Raw genomic sequence first — 22,628 nt, forward strand, 5'->3', positions numbered from 1 at the left:
ATGTCGAATCTGCGTGGAGCTCTCATCGGTTGCGGTTTTTTTGCCGTCAACCAGATGCATGCGTGGAGAGATGTTGCGGGCGCGACGATCACAGCCATATGCGATCGCGATCCGGAGCGCTTGAAAAGCGTCGGCGATCAGTTTGGGATCGAGCGCCGTTATAGCGATGCCTCAGATTTATTCAAGGATGGCGGTTTCGACTTCGTCGATATTGCGACGACGGTAGCAAGTCATCGTACGCTGGTTGAAATGGCGGCCAAACACACGATTCCAGTCATTTGCCAAAAACCTTTCGCGCCGACACTGGCTGATGCCAAAGCCATGGTTTTCATCTGTCAGGACGCTCACATACCGCTCATGATCCATGAGAATTTTCGCTGGCAAACGCCAATCCAAGCCGTGCGCAAGATTTTGGACACGGGGACAATCGGAGAGCCTTTCTGGGGCAGATTCTCGTTTCGCTCCGGTTATGACGTGTTTTCCGGTCAGCCTTATCTGGCTGAGGGAAGGCGCTTTATCATTGAGGATCTCGGCATCCATACGCTTGACATCGCCCGCTATATCCTTGGCGACGTGAGACGCCTGTCTGCGCGCACAAAGCGCGTCAATGGAGCCATCCAGGGAGAGGATGTAGCAACCATACTACTCGATCACGAAAATGGCGTGACCTCCGTCGTCGATGTAAGCTACGCCACCAAGCTCCGAACAGATCCATTCCCCGAAACTCTGATTGAACTTGATGCGACAGAGGGTTCGTTACGCCTGTCTCAAGGCTACCGGCTTCAGATCAATGGTCCGCTTGGAAGCGAGGTTCTCGATGTGTCGCCGAGGCTCCTGTCCTGGGCATCACACCCCTGGCACAATATCCAGGAAAGTGTGCTTGCGATCCAGCAGCATTGGACAGATCATCTTCTGGTCGGCACGGAGCCCTCCACCTCCGGTGCGGATAATCTGAAGACATTTGCATTGGTGGAGGCTGCCTATCAAAGCGCCGAATGCGGTCAGACAATCGACATAAGAGCGCTATTGAAATGATCGCTGATCTGGATCATTTCAGGCTTTTTGGCACTCATCAGCGCCAAGCTCGGCCGATCCTTCTGACAGCGGGGAGAATATCGGCGGAATTCACCGATGGCGGCTTGAGGACGGTTTCCTATGACGGCGTAGAGGTATTGCGTTCTGTTGCCTATCTGGTCCGGGACCGAGATTGGGGTACATATGTTCCCCGCATCGAGGATCTTCGTATCAACGAGAACGATGATGGATTTCTGATCGCTTTTTTGGCCCGGTACAAAGGCAATGCAGAAACAGAATTGGAGGTCTCAGTCGCAATTTCCGCGACCATTTCTGGCGTTCTTACATTCGAAACCGAAGCGCTCTCGCAAACGGGATTTGAAACCAACCGCTGTGGATTTTGCGTTCTTCATCCGATCATCGGCCTTGCAGGCACCACTGTCACTGTCGAACACGTCGACGGCGTGGTAGAACAGACGCAGTTACCATTTTTGATTGAACCCTGGCAGCCTTTCAAGAATATGCGAGCGATAACGCATAATGTTAAGACCGGGGTCAAGGCTGAATGTCGCATGGAAGGCGACACGTTCGAGATGGAAGACCAGCGAAATTGGTCAGACGCCTCCTACAAGACCTATGTCCGTCCGCTGGCTCTGCCTTGGCCTTACGAGATTCCCGTAGCAAAACCGGTCAAGCAGAGGATCGCGCTGACCATAACTGATACGCGCATTGCGCCCAAGTCGGCGCCGTTTTCTTCCCGGCCCAATCCGGCAGTCGTCGTAACCCATGGCGTCAAGTCCGGGACAATACCGCACATTGGCCTTGTCGTAACTCCGGAAGAAGCCAAGGCAACGCTCGCTGCACGCCAGCATCTTGCCGATGTTGCTCCACAGGAATTGCTGTTCCATTTTGATCCATTGGCCGGGCACGGAAAAGAAGCTTTTGAGGATTTTTCCGCAATCGCCGAAATCCATCGCGGCAGTTCCACCCTGGAAATTGTGCTTCCATGCCAACAAACGGCGGCAACGGAACTTACCCTAATCGCAGCACAAATGAGTGCTTCCGGTTTCCATCCCCGGGCCATTGTCGTATCCCCTGCCGTTGACAGACAATCAACACCGCCCGGCAGTATCTGGCCGCAATGCCCACCCCTTGAGGAAGTCTATGACGCTGCGCGCGCTGCCTTTCCGCACGCGCGGCTTGGAGGCGGCATGCTCAGCTATTTCACGGAACTTAACCGCAAGCGTGTACCGGCCCGTGCGCTCGATTTCATAACTCATTGTACAAATCCCATTGTGCATGCGAGCGATGATCTGAGCGTCATGCAAACCCTGGAAGCCTTGCCCTTCATTACCCGGTCAACACGCGCGATTTACGGCGATAAAGCCTATCGCATCGGACCATCGACCATAGCAATGCGCCAAAATCCGTATGGCAGCCGCACGATGGAAAACCCCGCGGGCGCACGCATTACAATGGCAAAAACCGACCCGCGACATAACAGCGTATTCGCTGAAGCGTTTGCAATGGCCTACGCGATTCAGGTTCTCGACGCCGAGCTTGAATGCCTCACTCTTTCAGCATTGACCGGTTCCTTCGGGCTTATCGCCGGACAGGGAGAGCCGGTTATCGAGGGTGGTAAAAGACCACTGTACAACACAATCAAATGGCTGGCCGGCGTTGCGCAAAGCAAATGGCAGGAATGCATCTCGTCAGATCCTACCCACGTCGTCGCTTTTATCGTAGAAGGTGCAAAGGGATCATATCTGCGGCTTGTGAATGTGACTTCGGAAACGAAAAACGTCGACGTAGAAGCCTTCAATATTAAAGCGGATGACGCGCAACCAATGGTCGCTCTCGGGCCGCTGGCGACCATATCGCTGAATTTGAAAGACAATCCTCTCTAACCCTCGGCAATGAGTACGCATTCCCATGTCTGCGCACGAAACTTAGGTCACAGGTAGTTCCGTTCGGTCGAATCTACCCTGGCGACCGAGGAGCGTATTTGGCGACCTGAAAGTCGTTAGCGGAACAAACGCCCTTGATAACGTCTGGACGAAAGGTATTCAGTCGAATCTGCGTCCAGGTCCGTTTGTTCCATCCGTCAGTCACCATTTGCCCTGGCCTTGATAACCTCGTCGTGTTTTTCTTCGATAAGCCTGAACATGTCCGTAAACCGGCTATCGTATCTTATGGCGTTTAAATCGGAATCGTTCTTGAACCACATTGTTTGGTAGTAGGAGCTTCTAGGCAAAACACACTGCAGAAGCTGGATGGCTTGCTCAGCGTCGCCGATCAACGCGTATACGCACGCAACGTTGTATTGTGCTACAACATCATCGGGATCAATCGCCAACGCCCGGTCGGCCCATTCACGGGCACGTTGATCATCGCCAAGATGGGCCCAGGCAAGAGCTCCTCGGTGGGCTGGTCCGGAATTCTCCGGGTTTTGTTTCAATGCCTGTTCGGCCCGCCATAACCCCACGCGAGCCCAACTTTCGATCTCTGTTGAGTTGCCAAGCGATGCGTAAGCGCTCATCAAGTGAACGGGCGACAGATAATCATCAGGTTTGAGCTCGGCTGCCCGTTTAAAGAACTGTACTGCTGCCTCGAAATTTCCTCGCATGTAATGGAAGCGACCATAGTGAAAGTTTGCCTCGTGCAGACCCTGATCAATCGCCAGCGCGTGATGAAAAGAGGCAGCTGCTTCCTCATCTCGACCAGCCTGATGCAGCGCCAATCCACGGGAAGCATATGCTTCGGCCAAATTTGGGTTCAGCTCAAGGGCCTTGGCCGCCATTGCCGAAATTCGTTCCAACGGAAAATCTTCCGGCTGCCAGTCCCGCAATGCTGCCTCGCAATCTGCAATACCAGCATAGGCACGGGCGTAATCGGGGTCCAGTTCCACTGCCTTGCAGAACATGCGCCGTGCCAGGTGAAGATAGGATTTCGTCCAGGCATGAGAGAATTGCCGCCCACGCAGATAATAAGTGTACGCTTTTACATTCCCTGTTGGCTCGGTCTCGATCGCCTTGCGCTCGTCCGGCAACAGTTTGATTTTCAATTGACTGACGATTGCGTAGGTTATTTCATCCTGTATCGCAAAAATATCTGTGAGCTCCCGATCATATCGTTCCGCCCAGACATGACCGCCATACATGGCATCAATAAGCTGCCCTGTTATGCGGACGCGTCCTTCAACTTTGCGAACACTGCCTTCCAAAACATAGCGCACACCAAGTTCCTGTGCGAGCTGTTTGACTTTTATGGATTTGCCTTTGTAGGTGAACACGGTATTGCGCGCCACGACATGAAGGCTCGAAACCTTTGACAGATCGGTAATTATGTCTTCGGTAATCCCGTCGGAAAAATACTCCTGTTCTGGATCGCAGCTCATATTGGTGAATGGCAAGACGGCTATGAATTTCTGAGAATGATCAGGCACGTCAAGCGTTGCGGGTAAATCGGAACCTCTTGTGCTCGCCTCGCCAAAACCAACCGTGTAGACTCTGATGTTTTGCTTGATATTTTTAAGGGATTGCTCACCCCGGTCCATGAAACCCAAATTAAGCCGGGAGCCAATCTGATCGCGAACGGATGCAGCCACGGCAATGCCGCCCGGTTGCGCAATGCTTTCAAGACGCGCGGCGATATTGACGCCGTCGCCAAATATATCGCCATCCTCAACAATTATATCGCCGATATTAATCCCAATGCGCAGTTCAATCCGGCTGTTCTCGTCTACATCGCGGTTGCGTTCCGCCATGCCCCTTTGGATATCAGCTGCACACGCAACAGCGTTGACCACACTGGAAAATTCCACCAGCATTCCGTCACCGGTCAGCTTGAAGATCCTGCCGGAATGGTCGCTGATCAACGGATCGATAAGTTCGCGGCGATGACGCTTGAAACTGTCGAGCGTTCCCGCCTCGTCAACGCCCATCAAACGGCTGTAGCCGACAACGTCAGCGGCGAATATAGCGCTCAGTCGACGTTCCAAATGGCCTCCAGATATCAATTGGCATGTGCAAACGTTTACCATAGCCGCTTGCTTGTGTGATGTCGCGTCCATCATTCGATTGAACAGCACCAGGAGAAGCCACGGCTCCCGCCACCAAGCGGACTTTTTTACGACGGCGATGGTTGCCCATTTGCCCGGAACCGAATTCAAGTGCTGGTTAGATCGTGCAGGGCCCAGCAAGGCAAAGCTGTAACGATCAGCTGAACTGCATCATTCGCGCCTTGGCATTCATTCCGACATCCGCAGTCGATATCGCGAGCAACCCTTCATACCTTTCCTGTTTCGGCTTAAACGAATTGCGTGGAGATCATTGACCTTGCCTCCACACAGTGAGTTAACCGGTAGATAATTGCCTACGATTCTTGCGTCAAAGAAGGTACATCATGCGCGTACTTCTCATTTTCAGCTCTCTCATCGCTGGAACCATTGCCGGAATATACCTATTCGGAATGATTTGGCGAACAACAGCTCCGGAAGGAACAACGGCAATGGTTGTTGGCGCTGGCATGCCGGTTGTCGTCGGAGCTCTGACTTTTCTTGGCACAAAGGCGGCAGATGGCAGGCGGCCAAGCCTGCGCAATCTGCAGACATGGCTCGTTCTTTTGGGAATAGCTGCCTCCGCTGTTGGCCTTTTCGTGCTGTTGATCGTAGCTGCCTTCCTGGCGGTTCAGCGCGGTTAGAATCCAGGTAGAAACGACCGATCCTAAAGAAAACAGCGGCGCATATTGTTGGGCTTCGGCAAGCTGATATTTAGTGAGCCCCCGGACGCAATCGAATGCGGATCCATGCATATGGGCAACTGAGCGGGCGCTCTAACTCCCATGGCTATCCAAGAAGTTCTCGAGATGATTCTGGCACCCTACCGCATTCAGTTGGCCCAGCCCCAAACAAGACTGATATTTTGGAACCAGTTGAAGTGCGAGTCGATTTAGCACCATCAATCATCTTCGTGGAGGTGGACATCTATCTTCCTCCCAACCATCGCGCTTCATGCATTAGCTTGCACAGTGGACCTACCACAACCTTGCCCTGACAGGTTGATGCCACGTTCAGCCACGGCTCAGAGAATAGACGAGTTGGGAGAGATCATCGCTGAGTGCCCGGTCTTCAACAAGCCGGGCTGACGAGCTGCGCACGAACCGATGTATCTGCAAGATCGCCGGGCCACAACTATGTTCGGGTTTGAGGTCAACGGCTTGTGCGGCGGCGAGGAATTCACAAGCTACAATCTGCCGCCAGAGATCAATCATGTCGGCGCATTTAGAAACGGCCAGTACCGATTGGGTAGCGTGATCCTCCACACCCTCCGAAACCGGCAGGAAATCGAGCATGACCGGGTTGGCTTTATGGCGAATGGCGGCCAATAATGCGACGACAGTTTTTTGCAGCGGCACGAAACCGGCTGAAGCTCCGCCCACAGCGCTGAGATATTTTGGAAGTCCGTTGCGCGATGAGCCAGTCAATTGAATAAACCGTGCAGCGCTGGCAGCGGCGACTTGTGCTATTGCAAGGCCCAAAGTCTCGAAAGCCAGTGCCAATGCGGGTGTGTGAAAATTGCCGGTTGAAAGCACCCGCTCTTCATCGATGACCACGAGCGGATTATCTGCCGCTGCATTCAGTTCGATTTCAACTGAGTGCTTTGCTCCTTCCAGCGCCGTCGACAATGCTCCATGGATTGAAGGAATGCAGCGCAGGCTTAAGGGATCCTGTATGGCAGGGCTGGTCGTATGTAATGCCGAACCATCAAGCAAGGCCGCCAGTTGTTCTGCTTCTTCGATTTGACCGGAGGCAGCCCTTGCACGTTGCAGCGCCGGTGCGAGAATAAGGGGATTGCCACCCAAGCCTTCAAAACTCAAGGCAGCTGCCTGACGCTGAAAATCAAAAAGCGCCAATGCATCAAAGACAACAAGTGCGCCCTGCCCGACCGATACGGCTGAAGCATTAAGGAGCGAAAGCCCATCTTTTGGACCAAGCTGCGACGGGAGGAGACCGGCCAATTCAAGTGCAGACGCAGATGGGTAAACCTGCCCCTGATACTCTGCGTTTCCCTCACCTATCATGCCCTGGGCAAGTGCTGATAACAGCACCAGATCCCCTGCGCCAATCGATCCAATTGAGGGCATTACGGGGTGAACCTGTTTATTCAGCAGAGCGAGCAGATCTGTAAATACGGCAGGCGAAATGCCTGAACCTCCCGCGGCCAGCATGGAAAGTCGTGTGGCCATAACCGCCCGCGTTAGTTCGCGGGACAAGGGCGTGCCCGCTCCCATACCGCGACCACGCACCAATTGCTGTTGAAATCCGGTTATATCGCTGCTGACGGGTGTTCTGAGATTAGCGCCGAGACCGGTGTTCAATCCATAAATCTGCTGCCCGGATGCGGCTGCCATATCGAGTATAGCGCGCGCTTTTTCCAGCCGTTCATATACCTCCGATGCAATTTCCACGAACGCATCGTTGCGGGCTATAGCTGCAATATCTGTAATGTTGACGGGGCCGTTACCAAAGACGATATTCATGCAAACCGCAATCGCTGGCCAATATTGGCTGTCTTGGCCTTTTCCAACATGGCATGGCCGAGTGCGATATCGCTAAGTGACAAGCCTCGGTGCCAGAACAGAATCGTTTCTCCATCGTCTTCCCGGCCGGATTTATGCCCGGCAACGATCTGTCCAAGTTCAGCGTGCAGAGTTTTTTCAGAAAGTTTTCCAGCTTCAACATGAGCCCGCAGCGAGCCGAATTTGCCGGCTTTGCACTGACCCCAATCATCAACGACCAGCTTATCCATTATATCTGTCAACGACAGTTCGACGGCACTCATCGTGCCATAGGGCACTACAAACGCTCCTGGCTTGACCCATTCGGTCTTCAGCATCGGCTCGGGAGATGGCAGACGCGAAGCTTCGACAATGATATCGGCGCCCTCAACACAGCTGCGCCAGTCATCGGTCACCACGATTTTCTTCCCGAGATCGTTCGACAACTTTTCCGCAAAAGTTTCCCGGCTTTCCGGGCGGCGCGAATGGACCCTGATCTCATCAAAATCATAGAGATGATTGAGCAGACGCACATTCCAGTAGGCCGTGCCGCGTGCGCCAATGTGCCCGAGAATTTTCGAGTTCTTTCGCGCCAGATGCTTGGCACCCAGTGCCGTAATTGCACCTGTTCGCATGTCGGTAATTGCCGTGGCATCGATAATGGCAAGCGGAACGCCGGTGCGAGGATCGAACAGATTAAGCACACCGAATTCCGAAGGATAGTTCCGCTTATAATTATCAACAAAGTCGCCAACGATCTTGACGCCGGCTAAATTCAAAGGTGCAACATACCCCCGTAACACATTGAAGTGACCATTAAAACTCGCATCCGGCTCGAGATGGACGCGCGGTTCGATAACAGTCTGATTGTTGCCTTGAGCAGTGAGAGATTTCTCGATGGCGCCCAGAATTTCAGCATCGGTAAGTGCCAGTGAGTCGATATCAAACGCGTTCAGATAATCGATGTAGACTGGTTTCATGTTTGTTTTTTTGGTCACACTGCACGCTCCGGAATACTGAGCCCGAGATTCTCACGTAGTGTCTTTCCTTCATATTCTGTACGAAAGAGACCACGTCGGCGAAGCTCAGGTAAAACCAAATCAATAAAATCCTTCAGCGCACCAGGGAAGTATGCGCCCATGATATTAAAGCCATCGGCAGCCTTGGCACGAAAGCGCTCCTCCAACCTATCAGCGATCTGCATGGGCGTCCCAATCAACTGCCAATGACCGCGTGCGCCCGCGAATTTGCGGGCTGATTGCCGGATATTGAGGTTCTCCCGCCTTGCCTGATCGACAATCAACTGCTGACGACTCTGTATTCCGTCGGTCGCAGGCATTTCTGGCAAAGGTCCGTCGAGTGGGTATTGCGACAAATCTTTAATGCTCAGATAGCTGGCCAGCAGTGCGACGCCGACCTCATCTGGAATGAGGTCCTGCAGGGCCTCATATTTCGCCCTCGCCTCGCTCTCCGAATTCGCGACTATTGGAGAAACACCGGGAAGGATTTTGAGGTCGTCGGGCTTTCGACCGAACGCCAGCATCCGGGATTTAAGATCAGCGTAATAGGCCTGCGCTTCTTCGATCGTTTGCGCGGCAGTGAATACCACATCTGCTGTGCGCGCTGCCAGATTCTTACCCGCCTCCGATGCGCCAGCCTGTACCATAACCGGGCGTCCCTGCGGTGAGCGCTGGCTGTCCAAAATACCAGTTAGGGTGAAATGTTTGCCGTGATGGTCCACCGGATGAAGTTTAGCTGGATCGGCATAAACTCCGTCGCTGATGGTGTGTGCATCACTATCCACACCGTCCCACAACGCTGCTGCAGCACCGGCAAATTCTTCTGCCCTTTCATAGCGCTGCGCATGGGGCCTCAATCCGCTGGAAACAAAGTTTTCAGCTTCAAGTTCACTGGCAGACGTGACTAGGTTCCAGCCTGAGCGCCCGCCACTCAATTGATCTAGCGAAGCGAAGGCGCGTGCCAGATCGTAAGGCTCATTGTAGGTTGTCGATGCGGTGGCAACCAGCCCGATATGGGATGTATTGACCGCCAATGCAGCCAAAAGCGACAGCGGTTCGAACATTGTCGAGCGTGCCGCCTGACTTGCGAGATTAGGATCTCGCTCACGTATTGCCGCTGCATCCTCTACGAATACCATGTCAAATTTTGCAGCCTCTGCCATGCGCGCCAATTCGATGAAGTGGTCGATATTGACTCCCGCATTGGCGATTGCATCCGGATGCCGCCAGGCTGCGATGTGATGCCCTCCCGCCATCAGAAAGGCACCAAGTTTCATCTGCCCTGAATTCGTACCAGTCATGATGCTTGCTCCGTCATAGCAGTTGCCGGATGGGCAGGTCTTGGCAAACTCAGATGCTCGCGCAAAGTTTGTCCAGCATATTCTGAACGAAAAATGCTGCGTTTCTGGAGTTCGGGCACGACACTTTCAATGAATGGATCGCGGCCATTGGGCAGAAAGGGGGAAAGGCTGATGAAGCCATCGACCAGTTCGCTCCACTTTTCCAATTGGTCAGCAATTGCCTGTGCAGTTCCGACCAATTCGATGCCGGAAGTTTGTTCGTTGACCTCGATCAAACCACTGAGCTCCTGCCGAAGCTTGTTTGCCTCATTCTCGGTCTCGCCAATATAGGGGACGATATTGACAAGGATTTTGATGTCGCTTCGTTTGCGTCCGCTTCGATCAAGGGCTTCGTGAAAGTTGGTGAGCGTCGATTTCAACTCTTCCGGACTACTTACATCCAGGAAAATCACTTCTGCCTTTTGCGCGGCAAGCTCCAGTGTCTGCGACCGTAACAGTGTAGCGACTACCGGTTTTGCCTGCGGTGATCGATTGACGTTGAGCGGGCCGCGAACCGTGAAATTTTCACCGACGTGGTTCAACACATGCATTTTCTGGGGCAGGAAAAACCGCCCCTTGTTCTTATCATAGACAAAAGCGTCGTCTTCCCAACTGTCCCACAATCTGCTTACGACGTCGATGTACTCGGCAGCTTTTGCCGAAGCTGATGCTGCGATATAATTCCACCCGGTGCGACCGTGACTGATCGTATCAAGTGAAGCAAATCGTCGCGCCAGATTATATGGCTCATGCTGATCCATAGCTGCACTGGCTATCAACCCGATTTTGCCTGCCATGGTCGCCAAAGCCGCAATCAGTGTCGTGGGTTCAAACGGAACGGTTTGGGCTGACAGGTCTTTAACTGGCCTATGGCCAAAATTGTCTGCAAAAAGAACAAAATCCAGTTTTGCATCCTGCGCCCGCTTCACCTGTTCCGAAATTCGATCGAACCGAAGCGCATTTACCGATCCATTTTTTTGCCATGCAGCAAGATGATGGCCGAACGGCGTGATGGAGGTTCCAAGATGCATTTTCGCGCTCCCTGCGCCGTCAAACCGAAAAGATGGCGTCGCGGCTAAGTTTACCCGTCACGGTGCCATGTTCGTCGATCACTGCAAGAACGTCGCTATTGGCGGCAACCATCAGTGCCAGCGCATCGCGCAGATTACTTGTTTGCCTGACGCTCCTTGCATTGTTTGACGGTGCGTCGCCATTCATGGCATCTGCGACAGTAAACAGGCTAAGCCGCTTGATCGCTCTGTCTATACCGACGAAATTTTCGACAAAAGCGTCTGCTGGATGTGACAGCACAGCGTCTGGCGTATCATATTGAACGATCTTGCCATCTTTCATGATGGCGATGCGATCGCCTAGCCGGATCGCTTCGTCAAGATCATGCGTCACAAGTACGACCGTCTTTTTCACCCGCTGCAATATCTGGCGAAACTCGGCTTGCAGCCTTGTGCGAGCAATCGGGTCAATCGCCCCGAAAGGTTCGTCCATCAGCAGGACGGGAGGATCGGCAGCTAGAGCGCGCGCCACACCGATACGCTGACGTTGTCCGCCGGAAAGTTGGCGTGGATAGCGCTTTAGCATTTCGTTAGGATCGAGACCGACCAGATGAAGCAGTTCTTCTGTGCGGCTTTTGATCCTAGCGTCTTCCCAGCCAAGCAATTTGGGCACCGCCGCAACATTTTGCGCTATGGTCATGTGCGGAAACAGGCCGACCTGCTGAATCACATATCCAATATGCCTGCGCAGTTGTACGGGATCAACCTTGGTCACATCCTCGCCGTTGACGATGATCTTGCCTTCGGTCGGATCAATGAGGCGATTGATCATCCGCATTGTCGTCGTCTTGCCGCAACCTGATGGTCCGATAAGCGCAGTGGTTGTGCCCTCGGGCACAGCAATTGATAGATCGTCAACCGAGGCAGGCCCGCCATCGGTGTAGCGTTTGGTGACGTGTTCCATGTTAATCATGCGGCCGATCTTTCTGAAAAGAAAACTTTCTCGGCAAGGCCAAGGATGAACTCGGTGCCAAGTGCCAAAAGTGCGATTGGAATCGCTCCGACGAGCAGCCGCGACATATCCATCATGCTGATACCAACAGCGATAAAATCGCCAAGGCCGCCTCCGCCAATGAATGGCGCGAGTGTTGCTCCTGCCAGCACCTGAACGGCAGCAGTACGTGCTCCAGCAAACATGGCTGGCGCCGCAAGCGGAATACGGATTTTCCGCAGAACCTGCCCGCGGCTCATGCCCATCCCGATTGCAGCTTCGATCGCATCCGGATCGACATCCCGTAATCCGATAAAGGCATTGAGCAGAATTGGCGGAAGGGCAAGTACCGTCAGTGCGACAATGGAAGGCAAAAGCCCGATACCCAGCAAAGGCATCATGATCGCAAGAATGGCAAGGCTCGGCACCGTGCGCAGAGCATTGACGATATTGATTACGCTGAAGGCGAGATTACTGCGGTTGATAATCAGGATCGCCAACGGAAGCCCAATAGCGAGCGCAATTGCAAGAGAAACACCCGACATAACGAGGTGGCGACCCAGCGCCCGATAAAACTCAGGCTGATGTTCGATTATCCAGGTAAAGGCAGTGCTTAACATGCTGTCACCGCCCTCTTGCCATCAGTTTTTCGGCCTGGCTGAGGACAACATCGAAAAACGTAGCCATCAGAGCGGTCAGTATGCCACCAACGAGAATTTTCTCGGTGTATTCCTGATCTATTCCCGTGAGAATAATAGTGCCGAGACCCCCGCCATCAATGAATGCGGCAACAGTCGCGATTCCTATCACTGTTACAAGCGCAATACGAATGCCGGAAATTATAAGCGGCATTGCAAGGGGCAACTCGATCTGAACCAACCGCTGCCACGCGCTGTATCCCATACCATCTGCGGCATCCAGTACGTCGGCGGGAACACCACGTAAGCCCGTCACGACATTGCGCAACAGGATGAGCAAACAATAAGATGATAGACCGACCAGTGCCGGTTTTGTGCCAAGCCCCAACCACGGTATGAGCAAGGCAAACAGGGCAAGGCTCGGAATGACAAAGATAATACCGGTAATCGTCAGCACGACCGCATAAAGTTTTTGCCGGCGCGCGCAGATGACGCCGAGTACCAGCGCGATTATCAGTCCGATGAGAACCGCAGAAACGGACAGGAACAGATGCTGCCAGGTTGCGGTCAGTATTTCAGGAATGTTTTTAGGAGCCCAATTCAAAGGTGTTTCCTGTATTGCCGGTTCTGCAATGAACCAGCGGAGATGCAATCATCTCCGCTGGTTCCTATCGCATGGTCGCTGCAGCTTTTGGTTCCTTTTAGGCCAATCAGATACCTTTTTCCTTCAGGAATTCGGCTGCTACTTCCTTCGGTTCCTTTTTGTCACGCTCTACCGCTGCGTTCAGTGCGCGCATGTTTTCATTGTTAAGGAGCGGGCTGATCTTGTTCAGCACTTCAGCAATCTTTGGATTCTTGGCCAAAGTATCCTGCCGAACGACCGGCACCAGATAGTAGGGAGGGAAAAGATGTTTGTCGTCATCGAGCACGACAAGCTTGCTGTCGGCGATCTGCCAGTCGGTGCTGAATCCATAGGAAACATCGATATCACCGCTCGTAAGTGCGCTGTAGCGGATACCGAGCTTGGCGAAGATGCGGAAGTCCTTGAACTGAATGCCGTAAGTTTGCTTCAGGCCTGGCAATCCATCCTTGCGCTCGCCGAAACCACCCTCTGCGCCGAATGACAAATCTTTGGACGCCGGACCGAGATCAGTCAGCGTCTTGAGCTTGTATTTCTCGGCAGTTTCAGGAAGCGTGATAATCGCATAGCCATTGTTGATCTGCGTGGGATCGAGAAGCGTCAGCTGCAGGTTTTTCTCGTAGTAGTCTTTGACTTCCTTGTAGATTTTATCGGCGGTCCCCGACAAATCCCCTTTAACAACTGAAGCCAGAGCCGTGCCGGTATATTCCGGATATAGATCGATTTCACCGCTGGTCAGCGCTGAATGAGCAATCAACGTAGCGCCAAGGTTCAACCTGCGCTCCACCGTGAGCCCCGCCTTTTCCAAAGCCTGCGCGTAGATTTCGGCAACGACGAATTGTTCCGTGAAATTTTTGCTGCCAATCTTAACCGTTTGGGCAAAACCAGAAGTCGCTCCAGCGAGCGTTATAAGAGCGCCCAGACCAAGCGCAGCGATGCTTTTCAAGATCATGATTTTTCCCAAGAGCTTCGTAAGATCTCGACGTATCTTACTGGTTTAACTGATTATTTTTCATGCTATCAATCTTATCGACTAGTTTCGTAGAATGGTTTCCCATTTTCGCCCCTATAAGTAGAAATTATTTACTAGTGGATTGCAACCGTCGTTCAGACCATTGCTGTCATGTTGCGGCAACAGGATCGACCTGCCGATCTCGCGTTAACCCTTCACTGCGCCGGCGGTCAGACCCGATACAATTTTGCGTTGGAAAATCAGAACCAGAATGAGAAGCGGAAGCGTAACCGTTACAGAAGCCGCCATTATCTGACCGAACGGATATTCGTAACGGCTGCTACCGGTAAGCAGACCCATAGCGACAGGGACCGTGCGGTTCTCATCGGTGAGAATGAACGTCAAGGCAAACAGAAACTCATTCCACGAAAGAATAAAGGCAAGCAAGCCTGTGCTGGCAATGGCCGGCCCCATAAGTGGTAGGAGGACATGGGTGAGTATCCTCAGACGGGAGCATCCGTCAATTAGCGCAGCCTCCTCGAGTTCTTGCGGCAGATCTCGAATGAAACTTGTCAGAACCCACGTCGTAAATGGCAACACCAACAAGAGATAGGAGAAGACAAGTGCCGTCGGTCGATTGTAAAGACCGAGCCATCCGATAACCTCGAACATTCCGGACAAGACAACAACCTGCGGGAAAACTGAAATCATCAGCACGCAGATCAGAATGATACGGGAAAACCGAAAACTCATCCGCCCCAATGCATATGCCGCCAGGATACTGATGGCTAGAGAGATCACGCTGCTGGTAAAGGCGACAAAAGCTGAGTTGACGATTGCACCAATAAAGATCGGGTTGTGATAAAGGGTGATGTAGTTACTGAAATCCAGCGAGGGCAGCAAACTGAAAGAATAAAGATCTTCGCGCGATTTTGTAGAGGAAATAATAGCCCAATAATAAGGGAATAACATGTAAACGAGCACCAGCGCCACACCCGCATAAAGCCCGGCACGTTTGGCAATGCGTAATTTTCGATAGGTGCTGTTGGAATAATGTCTTAAACCTTCCGTCATCGGTCAACCCGTATTCCGGTCGAGTCTGAGAATGCTCACCATAGCGATCGCAATCAGCCCTATTATAAGAAACACCCAAGTTGAAGCGGCGGAACCTACACCCAGGTCCTGAAAGCTGATCAGTTGATCCCGCGCATAGATTGACATTGTCATCGCCTTCTCATTGTTGGCGGCAAGGACATAACTCAGATCAAACATCCGCAGCGCATCGAGTGTCCGGAAAAGAACGGCTACTCCAATGGCGGGTGTCGCCAACGGCAAGGTGATCGACCACAGACGCTTCCATGCAGGCACTCCGGAAACCTCAGCCGCCTCGTAGATTTCTTCCGGTATCAACTGTAAACCAGCAAGAATAAGCAGAACCATGAAGGGCGTCGTGACCCATACGTCGATGAAGATAACCGTGCCGAGGATAAGGGACGGATCAGCTGTCCATGCGACGCCCTTTTCAAGGAAGCCTAGCCAGATCAAGCCCTTGTTGACAAGGCCAAATTGATCATTGAACATCCACTCCCAAATCTTCGCGGATACGACCATCGGCATGGCCCATGGAACCAATATAGCGGCCCGCACCAGCCCGCGCCCGACGAAGGCGCGATGCAACAGCAAGGCGATCGCAAAACCAAGCAGGGTCTCCAACGCCACGGAGACAAAAGTGAAAACAAGCGTATTGCGTACGGCACCCCAGAAAATGGAGTCTTCCCAAACGGTAATAAAGTTCTGAAAGCCGACAAAGCTATAATCTGCAGGATTATCGAGAAAGGCATCGGTGAAAGAGAAATACATGTTCCGTGCCAGCGGCCATGCGGCAACAGCTGTAAGTGCCAACAGAAGTGGCAGGAGAAAAAACCAGGCTGTGGTTGTTTCCCTGTTTTTCATTGGCTTATTCCAACTGCTGGCTTCAGAACTAGGCCAACGTCGAGACACCGGTCTTTATCATCGAAAAGATAGATATCCTCGGGGTTCCATCTCAAGCCAACCTTCGACCCTGAAGCATATACCGGAATTGCCCCTCCGGAGCGTACGGTCCAGATCGTGTCATCGCTCAAGCGGATATAAGCAATCTGCTCATAACCAAGGTCTTCGACACGTTCAAAGACACCCTTTATGCAAAGGCCTGCGTCTGCGGAGATTATTTCCAATGATTCGGGGCGAAGTCCTAGTGTCACTGGTTTTTTTGCATCTAACGGATCCAGTTTCAGCTCGAAGCCGTCAGGGCCGGTGATCACGCCCTGCGTTTCACTTTTGACAGACGCAAAGTTCATGCGAGGGCTACCAAGGAAACCTGCAACGAACTTGTTTGCCGGATGATCATAGAGCTGACGGGGCGTTCCTACCTGTTCAATGCGCCCATGATTGAGGATGACGATCCGATCGGCGAGCGTCATGGCCTCAGTCTGATCATGTGTAACATAAATCATCGTGGCACTGACTTCGGCATGCAACTTGGCGATTTCGAAACGCATCTCCATTCGCAAGTCAGCATCAAGATTGGAAAGGGGCTCATCAAAGAGGAATAGTTTCGGCTGACTGACCAGAGCCCGTCCTATCGCAACGCGCTGGCGCTGCCCGCCTGAAAGCTGCTTTGGCTTACGGTCGAGCAGATGGTCGATTTTCAACATATCGGCGACCTTGGCCAACCGCCGACCAATCTCGACCTTGGTCATTCGCGCTGTTTCCAGGGCGAAACTGATGTTACGGGCCACATTCATGTGAGGATAGAGGGCATAGGACTGAAAAACGAACGCAACGCCGCGTTTTGACGCCGGTACGTCCGTAACTTCTTCTCCATCGATAGAGACAGTCCCTTGCGAGACAGGAACCAACCCGGCAATGACACGCAGCAAAGTTGATTTGCCGCAGCCTGATGGCCCCACGAAGACCACGAATTCTCCATCTTCAATGTCGAGGTCGATCGACCGGAGCACATCAAAAGCTCCAAAGCTCTTGCTGACTTCTTTCAGTGTGACGGAGGCCATTACGTTGCCCTTGCCTTAACCTGTGACTTGCAATGCGTGAGCTTTGGTGAAGGAGAAGCGCCTGCGGGCGTTATCCGCAGGCGGTTGTGCTTCAGTTGGCTTTTACGTCGCGCTTCAGCTTCTTTTCAAGCTGCACAACTTCCTCTGCCACATCGCCGGTCCCGGAGATTATGTCATGGACCGCGCGATAGAAGGTGCGCGAAACCCGATTATAATTCTTCCCGGTCGCCGCAGATGGCCGAGCAACGGATTCTTCGAAAGCCGCTTTCGCCATGGGCAGGAACGGTATTTTCGCGAGGACGTCAGCGTCGGTGTAGAGTGCTTCAACCGTAGGGTTGTATCCGCCCTTTATTGCTCGCATTTTCTGGTCCTCAAGACCGACCATATACCTCAATAGTTCTGCAGCTTTTTCTTGCTTGGCCGAATATTTCGACACGGCCAGATAGGCTGTACCAAGAGCACCGCTTGATTTTTGCCCATTTGCACCGATTGGCAATGCTGAGACGCCAACCTTATCAACCAGCTTGCCGCCCTGCGCCTGAGATGTCCCCCAGACATAAGGCCAATTGCGGTGGAAGACGGCATTGCCACTTTCGAAAAGCGCGCGGGAGCTCTCTTCATCATAGTTCAAGACACCCTTTGGGGAGATCGTATCAATCCAGCGCCGAGCCCGAGTGAGTGCGGCAACGGTTGCTGGATTGTTGATTGTCACCTCTCCTTTGTCGGAAAGAATGGTACCGCCACCGCCTGCAGCGATCCATTCGACGGCGTCACAGGTAAGCCCCTCATAGCTGCGGCCCTGCCAGGCGTAACCCCACATATCGGCATTGCCAGCCTTGCGCTCACTGTCCTGAATTTCCTTGGCGGTTGCTGTTAGCTCATCCCAAGTCTTCGGTGCCTGCTTGCCATATTTTTCCAGCAGATCCTTTCGATAGAACATCAGTCCGGTATCAATGTAGAAGGGCATTGCGACAAGCTTGTTGTCGATACGGGCCGCATCTGTCGCCGATGCAAAATGGGCCTTTACCTCTGCCTCGGGAACAAGCGAGACAAGGTCCGAGAAGTGATCCTTCATCATGCCCAACCAAATCACATCCACATAGAGCAGATCGACATCAGACGATTTGGAAGCGAATAATTGCTGATAGATAGGAATGGCGTCATCGAGATTTTGCGGTGTGCGATTGATCTTGACCTCATTACCCGAGGATTTTGCCCATTTTTGAGCCCCTTCTTCGCAAAGCTCATAATCCGTGGCCGAGCAGAACATCGATATTGTTTCTGCCTTAGCTGGCAGCGCCACCGCAACTGTCATAAAAGCGAGGCTTGCAAGCAGTTTATGTTTGTATCCCATGATCGTTCCCTATTTTTCTTGATTGATTGGAGTCATCAGCCGGTGGCGCTGCGCCGCCGGTATCGGCCAAGATCGGAAAGATAAGGCAGGTTCCTGCCACCATATCCGGTTACTGCTAGAGAGCCGCAAATCACCGCCACTTCCAGCGCCGAGATAAAGTCCGGCTCGTGCAGCAGACCGTGAACAAACCCTGCGTTGAAAGAGTCCCCGGCTCCAGTCGTGTCGAAAACATCGACCGACAAAGCAGGAAGTCGGTAGACACGACCATTATCGCTGGCGATAACACCTTCCGCTCCACGCTTGATCACGACGGTGCTGCAGTATCGGGTAAGAACGCCGAGCGCGATTTCGACGTCGGTTTCGCCGGTCAGCGCCTTGGCTTCTGTTTCGTTGGGCAGGAACACATCGATCTGTCGCAAAGCGTCAGTCAGGCCAGGCTCCGACAAATCCATATCTATGTGCTGGCAGTCCGAACAGATTCTTATGCCGAGATTACGAGCCGCATTGATAAGTGCCTTGCGCTCATTATCAAGCGAGAAGCCCTGCAGCAGAAGTACGTTTGGCCGGATTCGTTCAAGATCAGCCGGTGTCGGGCTGGGATCACGGTCTTCGCTGTAACTGATGAATCCGCGATCATCGGTAAACGAAAAAGCCGAACTCAGCCGCCGCCAAGGCTTGTCCAGTTGGATAAATAAGCCATCGTCAATACTCTCTTTTCGAGCCTCTTCCATGATCATACGACTGAAGATGTCATTACCGAAAGCACACCACCATCCGGCATTTGTCCCAAGACGCGTCAGTGCCAAGGCTGTTGAAAATGCTGCACCCGGCACCCAATCAAATTCCTGAGCCCAAAGATCCGCACCCATTCGAGGGATATCCGGCAGGCCACGGAAAACAAGATCGAAATAATATTCGCCAACGACCATCACTTCGTAGCTTGATCGTGTGGTTTTCGTCATTTCCATACTCCTGCATATGGCGCATGAGCGGCAAGGTATTCATCGACCAATGGAACTGCACGCGAATAGGACAGCACAAGCGGATGGGCCATCAAAGCTTCAACGGCAACATCGCGGCTTCGCTCGCGAATTGCCTTTACAGCCAGACGTTCATAGTGCTTGACGCTTTGAACAAGCTGAAATTGTGAATCCGGCATCTTGCCGATATGCAAAGGGCGAATTCCCTCCTTGTCAACGACGCAGCTTACTTCGACAACATCGTCGGAGCGCAGACCGTCTATTGATCCCTCATTGCGGACGTTGAGGCCGCTGTAGCAAGGCTTTCCTGTTTGCAGCGCATCCACAAGATTAAGCGCAACTCCAGCGTAACCCTCGCCTTCTTCCGAATTGCCCTCATGGCTGCCGGTATCGATCAGGCTATCAGCTTCTTCCATGGTTGGAGCATCTTCGAGCGCATAATGCATATAGGTTGAGCTACGACGGCGCTCATAGGCGTAATAGCGGTTCAGTGCCTCCAGCGCATTCTTCTCAAGGTCGATTGAGCCAAGCGTCTCGATCAACGTCCGGTTAAGGTCTTTGACTTCCTCGCCGCGCGTACGGACATCGGATTTCAACGCCGCCACGGCTTTTTCGGCGTAGTAATAGTAGTAGAGATATTCATTGATCCAGTTTCGCTGCCGGCGGATAATCTTTGGATCAAACATCCGCTGCGACGTCGCCTTTAAAAACCGCTCGTCATCCAGCAAGGCCTGCAGAACCTCTTGCCCGTTAATGGTTGCGCTTCGCGTAAACGAGAGATGATTGAGGCCTGCCACTTCTGCGTGCACATCGTTTTGTGGAACCTTGAACCACTTCGCCAAGGCTTCCTGCGCGCCGTTGGCGCCATCACAAATGCCGACCGTGCGATGAAAGCCTTCATCCTGAAGTGCTTGCGCAACAAGACCAGCCGGATTTGTGAAATTAAAGAGCCAGGCATCCGGACTGACTTTCTTTAAAAGCCTCGCATATTCCAAAATTACCGGAATGCTGCGCAGAGCCATGGCGAATCCGCCTGGCCCGGTTGTTTCCTGTCCCAGTACGCCGTGTGAGAGGGCAATCCGCTCATCCTTGATCCGGCCTTCTTCGTCGCCAGGGCGAACGGTCGTAACAACATAATCTGCACCCTCCAGCGCTTTTTCAGCACTGGTGGTCAGGGAGATTTTCACGGGGGATTGGTTCCGACGACCCAATTCCTGACTGATACGCCCGAACAGTTCGAGCTTCTTCTCGTTGATATCCAGCAGGCAAATTTCCTTCAGCCCGCTCTGTTCTGCCCGGCGAAGCGCCGAGCCAACAAACAATGGCGCTCTCACTCCGCCGCCGCCAACCAAAGTCAACTTCATGAATTGCTCCAATGCTCATGCTGTGCTATTGCTACTGGTCATAACCAGTTATGTCAACACTGTCGAAACATCTTGTATTCAATAACCTCGACAACAGGCGTAGCAATCTGCCAGATAGCTCAGACACCAAAAAGCGGGTGAAGATTCGAGATGAGTGAAACACACCGGCGTGGCCGAATAAATCCGGTCGATCGAAACCACCCCGACCCACTCTACGTCCAACTACGGACTGTCCTCAAAAATATGATCGACAGCGGAAAACTCTCGGTCAACGACAAACTGCCGTCCGAGCGCGAACTTGTGGCATTGTACGGAGTGAGCAGGATTACCGTTCGGCAAGCAGTCAAGGATCTCGAGAACCTCGGCTTTCTGCAAACTCGCGCAGGCAAGGGTATTTACGTCACCGAGCCCCGACCGACTTATGAAATTGAGATCGTACGGAGCTTCACCGAAACGGCCGAGGCTAATAATCGTAAGCCTGGCATGAAATTGCTCGCCGCAGACATTATTCGAGCCGACGCAGATATTACGCGTCCGCTTGGGCTTCCTTCAGGTTCAAATGTTGTTTTCATCGAGCGGCTGCGCTTCCTTGATGATTTGCCGGTTGTCGTTCAGCGCGACTGGTTTGCTGAGGTACTGACACCAGGCATTCTGGATATAGACTGGAACACCGGAAACAGGTCGCTCTATGCCGAGTTCAAAGAACGCTATGGTGTCATTCCCGCCCGTGGCCAATCAACGCTGAGTGCCCGGCTTGCGACAGAATCAGAGGCCGGGTTTCTGCAACTTGATCTTCCTGCGGCTGTGCTTACTCTCGATCAAATTGCCTATGATAGCGAATATCGCCCGGTGAATGTCAGTTCGATGGCATATCACCCTGTCCGTTACCCGTTGTCATTGACGCAATCTCGCAGGCGCAGCTGATGCCCAACCGCGCGCTTCTACCAAGGTATTGCCGATGACTGTTTCTCAAGGACCCTGGCTGATTGTTGGTCAGGAATTAACAGAAGCCTTATCGAAGATAGACGCAAACGCCTTTGACCGCCTGGCACAGGTTTTCGCAAATTCCGAACGCCGCTGGTTCTTTGCCGGACAAGGTCGCTCCGGTTTGTCTGCGCAAATGGCTGCAATGCGCTTCATGCATATCGGGCGCAAGGTTCACTTTGTGGGTGAAGCAACCGCGCCCTCAATCCGAAAAACTGACGGACTTCTGATTCTATCGGCGTCAGGCGAGACACCCGTCGGTTTGAGTTTTGCCCGGATAGCCAAGTCCGAGGGAGCAACCGTTGTTGCACTCACGGGGAAAATGGGCAGTCCACTAGCTGAGATTGCTGATGTCATATTGCACGTACCTGTAGACGTGACTGCGCAGTTTGGCGGAAGCCTTTTCGAACAATGCAGCCTGATCATTCTCGATGGCCTAATATTGGGCATGACAGTTGGAATACCGGACGCGCATAAAGCCATGCAGTACCGCCATACAAATCTGCAATAGAGCATCCCTTCAGAAGGTACGGATTATTCACCTAACGTCCGGCAGATAATTAATTGCAGTCAGTCCCGGCTGACAAACTTGTTGAACCGGCTCTGAGCGCCATCGTCGGTCTCTTCCGGATGAAGAAATGCCAATTTGCTATTATCAAAAATCTCGAAAAATTCCGCCCTTTCCCTGGGTCCAGACAATGGAGAGCCTGCCATTGCGCGCTTCTGCCCAC

At 52.7% G+C, this 22,628-nt stretch carries 20 protein-coding genes; 5 read left to right on the plus strand and 15 right to left on the minus strand.

The window, feature by feature from the left end; genetic code table 11:
* Together AC6CHM_RS17260 and apnL are read left to right on the plus strand one after the other, a co-directional pair.
* Window positions 1-1,035 carry a Gfo/Idh/MocA family protein gene (locus tag AC6CHM_RS17260; protein WP_498173835.1) on the plus strand — a complete coding sequence of 345 codons (1,035 nt, stop codon included), beginning with the start codon at window positions 1-3 and terminating at the stop codon, window positions 1,033-1,035.
* The gene (gene apnL, locus AC6CHM_RS17265; protein ID WP_498173836.1) at window positions 1,032-2,921 is read left to right on the plus strand and encodes a D-apionate lactonase; all 1,890 of its coding nucleotides are present in this window, start codon (window positions 1,032-1,034) and stop codon (window positions 2,919-2,921) included. Before AC6CHM_RS17260 ends, apnL begins: the two co-directional genes overlap by 4 nt.
* 197 nt (window positions 2,922-3,118) lie before the next feature.
* On the opposite strand, the gene AC6CHM_RS17270 is transcribed toward apnL, so the two are convergent.
* Window positions 3,119-5,014, minus strand: coding sequence for a TPR end-of-group domain-containing protein (locus tag AC6CHM_RS17270; RefSeq protein ID WP_498173837.1), 1,896 nt, complete (start codon window positions 5,012-5,014; stop codon window positions 3,119-3,121).
* Between the two features lie 404 nt (window positions 5,015-5,418).
* On the opposite strand from AC6CHM_RS17270, the gene AC6CHM_RS17275 reads away from it, so the two are divergent.
* Window positions 5,419-5,715 (plus strand): hypothetical protein, encoded by a 297-nt coding sequence (locus AC6CHM_RS17275; protein WP_307276781.1) that lies wholly within the window; start codon window positions 5,419-5,421, stop codon window positions 5,713-5,715.
* 369 nt (window positions 5,716-6,084) lie between these two features.
* Here AC6CHM_RS17275 and AC6CHM_RS17280 read toward each other — a convergent pair whose 3' ends face one another.
* The 14 genes from AC6CHM_RS17280 to AC6CHM_RS17345 all read right to left on the minus strand — a co-directional run bounded on the left by AC6CHM_RS17280 (window position 6,085) and on the right by AC6CHM_RS17345 (window position 20,913).
* On the minus strand, window positions 6,085-7,554 hold the full coding sequence (locus AC6CHM_RS17280) for an HAL/PAL/TAL family ammonia-lyase (protein WP_498173838.1): 1,470 nt from the start codon (window positions 7,552-7,554) through the stop codon (window positions 6,085-6,087).
* On the minus strand, window positions 7,551-8,552 hold the full coding sequence (locus tag AC6CHM_RS17285) for an ornithine cyclodeaminase family protein (protein ID WP_337353498.1): 1,002 nt from the start codon (window positions 8,550-8,552) through the stop codon (window positions 7,551-7,553). The genes AC6CHM_RS17280 and AC6CHM_RS17285 overlap by 4 nt, the downstream gene beginning before the upstream one ends.
* Window positions 8,553-8,566: 14 nt before the next feature.
* Window positions 8,567-9,892: an LLM class flavin-dependent oxidoreductase gene (locus tag AC6CHM_RS17290; RefSeq protein ID WP_498173839.1), complete on the minus strand. Its 1,326-nt coding sequence runs from the start codon at window positions 9,890-9,892 to the stop codon at window positions 8,567-8,569.
* Window positions 9,889-10,962, minus strand: a complete 1,074-nt coding sequence (locus tag AC6CHM_RS17295; RefSeq protein ID WP_498173840.1) for an LLM class flavin-dependent oxidoreductase — start codon at window positions 10,960-10,962, stop codon at window positions 9,889-9,891. Before AC6CHM_RS17295 ends, AC6CHM_RS17290 begins: the two co-directional genes overlap by 4 nt.
* A 19-nt stretch (window positions 10,963-10,981) precedes the next feature.
* Complete coding sequence (locus AC6CHM_RS17300) at window positions 10,982-11,914, minus strand: ABC transporter ATP-binding protein (protein ID WP_498173841.1); 933 nt, start codon at window positions 11,912-11,914, stop codon at window positions 10,982-10,984.
* Window positions 11,911-12,552 carry an ABC transporter permease gene (locus AC6CHM_RS17305; RefSeq protein WP_336441790.1) on the minus strand — a complete coding sequence of 214 codons (642 nt, stop codon included), beginning with the start codon at window positions 12,550-12,552 and terminating at the stop codon, window positions 11,911-11,913. The genes AC6CHM_RS17300 and AC6CHM_RS17305 overlap by 4 nt, the downstream gene beginning before the upstream one ends.
* A gap of 4 nt (window positions 12,553-12,556) precedes the next feature.
* Window positions 12,557-13,174 (minus strand): ABC transporter permease subunit, encoded by a 618-nt coding sequence (locus tag AC6CHM_RS17310; protein WP_115055778.1) that lies wholly within the window; start codon window positions 13,172-13,174, stop codon window positions 12,557-12,559.
* Window positions 13,175-13,280: 106 nt separating this feature from the next.
* The gene (locus tag AC6CHM_RS17315; RefSeq protein ID WP_337353292.1) at window positions 13,281-14,162 is read right to left on the minus strand and encodes a glycine betaine ABC transporter substrate-binding protein; all 882 of its coding nucleotides are present in this window, start codon (window positions 14,160-14,162) and stop codon (window positions 13,281-13,283) included.
* 207 nt (window positions 14,163-14,369) lie between these two features.
* The gene (locus AC6CHM_RS17320) at window positions 14,370-15,236 is read right to left on the minus strand and encodes a carbohydrate ABC transporter permease (protein WP_336441788.1); all 867 of its coding nucleotides are present in this window, start codon (window positions 15,234-15,236) and stop codon (window positions 14,370-14,372) included.
* A gap of 3 nt (window positions 15,237-15,239) precedes the next feature.
* On the minus strand, window positions 15,240-16,115 hold the full coding sequence (locus tag AC6CHM_RS17325) for a carbohydrate ABC transporter permease (protein WP_498173842.1): 876 nt from the start codon (window positions 16,113-16,115) through the stop codon (window positions 15,240-15,242).
* Window positions 16,112-17,215: an ABC transporter ATP-binding protein gene (locus AC6CHM_RS17330; RefSeq protein WP_440810809.1), complete on the minus strand. Its 1,104-nt coding sequence runs from the start codon at window positions 17,213-17,215 to the stop codon at window positions 16,112-16,114. Before AC6CHM_RS17330 ends, AC6CHM_RS17325 begins: the two co-directional genes overlap by 4 nt.
* Window positions 17,216-17,306: 91 nt before the next feature.
* The gene (locus AC6CHM_RS17335) at window positions 17,307-18,569 is read right to left on the minus strand and encodes an ABC transporter substrate-binding protein (protein WP_498173843.1); all 1,263 of its coding nucleotides are present in this window, start codon (window positions 18,567-18,569) and stop codon (window positions 17,307-17,309) included.
* Between the two features lie 35 nt (window positions 18,570-18,604).
* Entirely contained in the window at window positions 18,605-19,531 is a 927-nt protein-coding gene (locus AC6CHM_RS17340) for a carbohydrate kinase family protein (RefSeq protein ID WP_337353288.1), read from the minus strand.
* Window positions 19,528-20,913, minus strand: coding sequence for a family 4 glycosyl hydrolase (locus AC6CHM_RS17345; protein ID WP_337353287.1), 1,386 nt, complete (start codon window positions 20,911-20,913; stop codon window positions 19,528-19,530). Before AC6CHM_RS17345 ends, AC6CHM_RS17340 begins: the two co-directional genes overlap by 4 nt.
* A gap of 150 nt (window positions 20,914-21,063) precedes the next feature.
* Between AC6CHM_RS17345 and AC6CHM_RS17350 the strand changes: the two genes are divergently transcribed.
* Together AC6CHM_RS17350 and AC6CHM_RS17355 are read left to right on the plus strand one after the other, a co-directional pair.
* Entirely contained in the window at window positions 21,064-21,837 is a 774-nt protein-coding gene (locus AC6CHM_RS17350) for a GntR family transcriptional regulator (protein WP_440810804.1), read from the plus strand.
* A gap of 34 nt (window positions 21,838-21,871) precedes the next feature.
* Window positions 21,872-22,408 (plus strand): SIS domain-containing protein, encoded by a 537-nt coding sequence (locus AC6CHM_RS17355; protein ID WP_337353285.1) that lies wholly within the window; start codon window positions 21,872-21,874, stop codon window positions 22,406-22,408.
* The last annotated feature ends 220 nt before the right edge of the window (window positions 22,409-22,628 follow it).

It is taken from the genome of Phyllobacterium sp. GQ127, assembly GCF_059758635.1.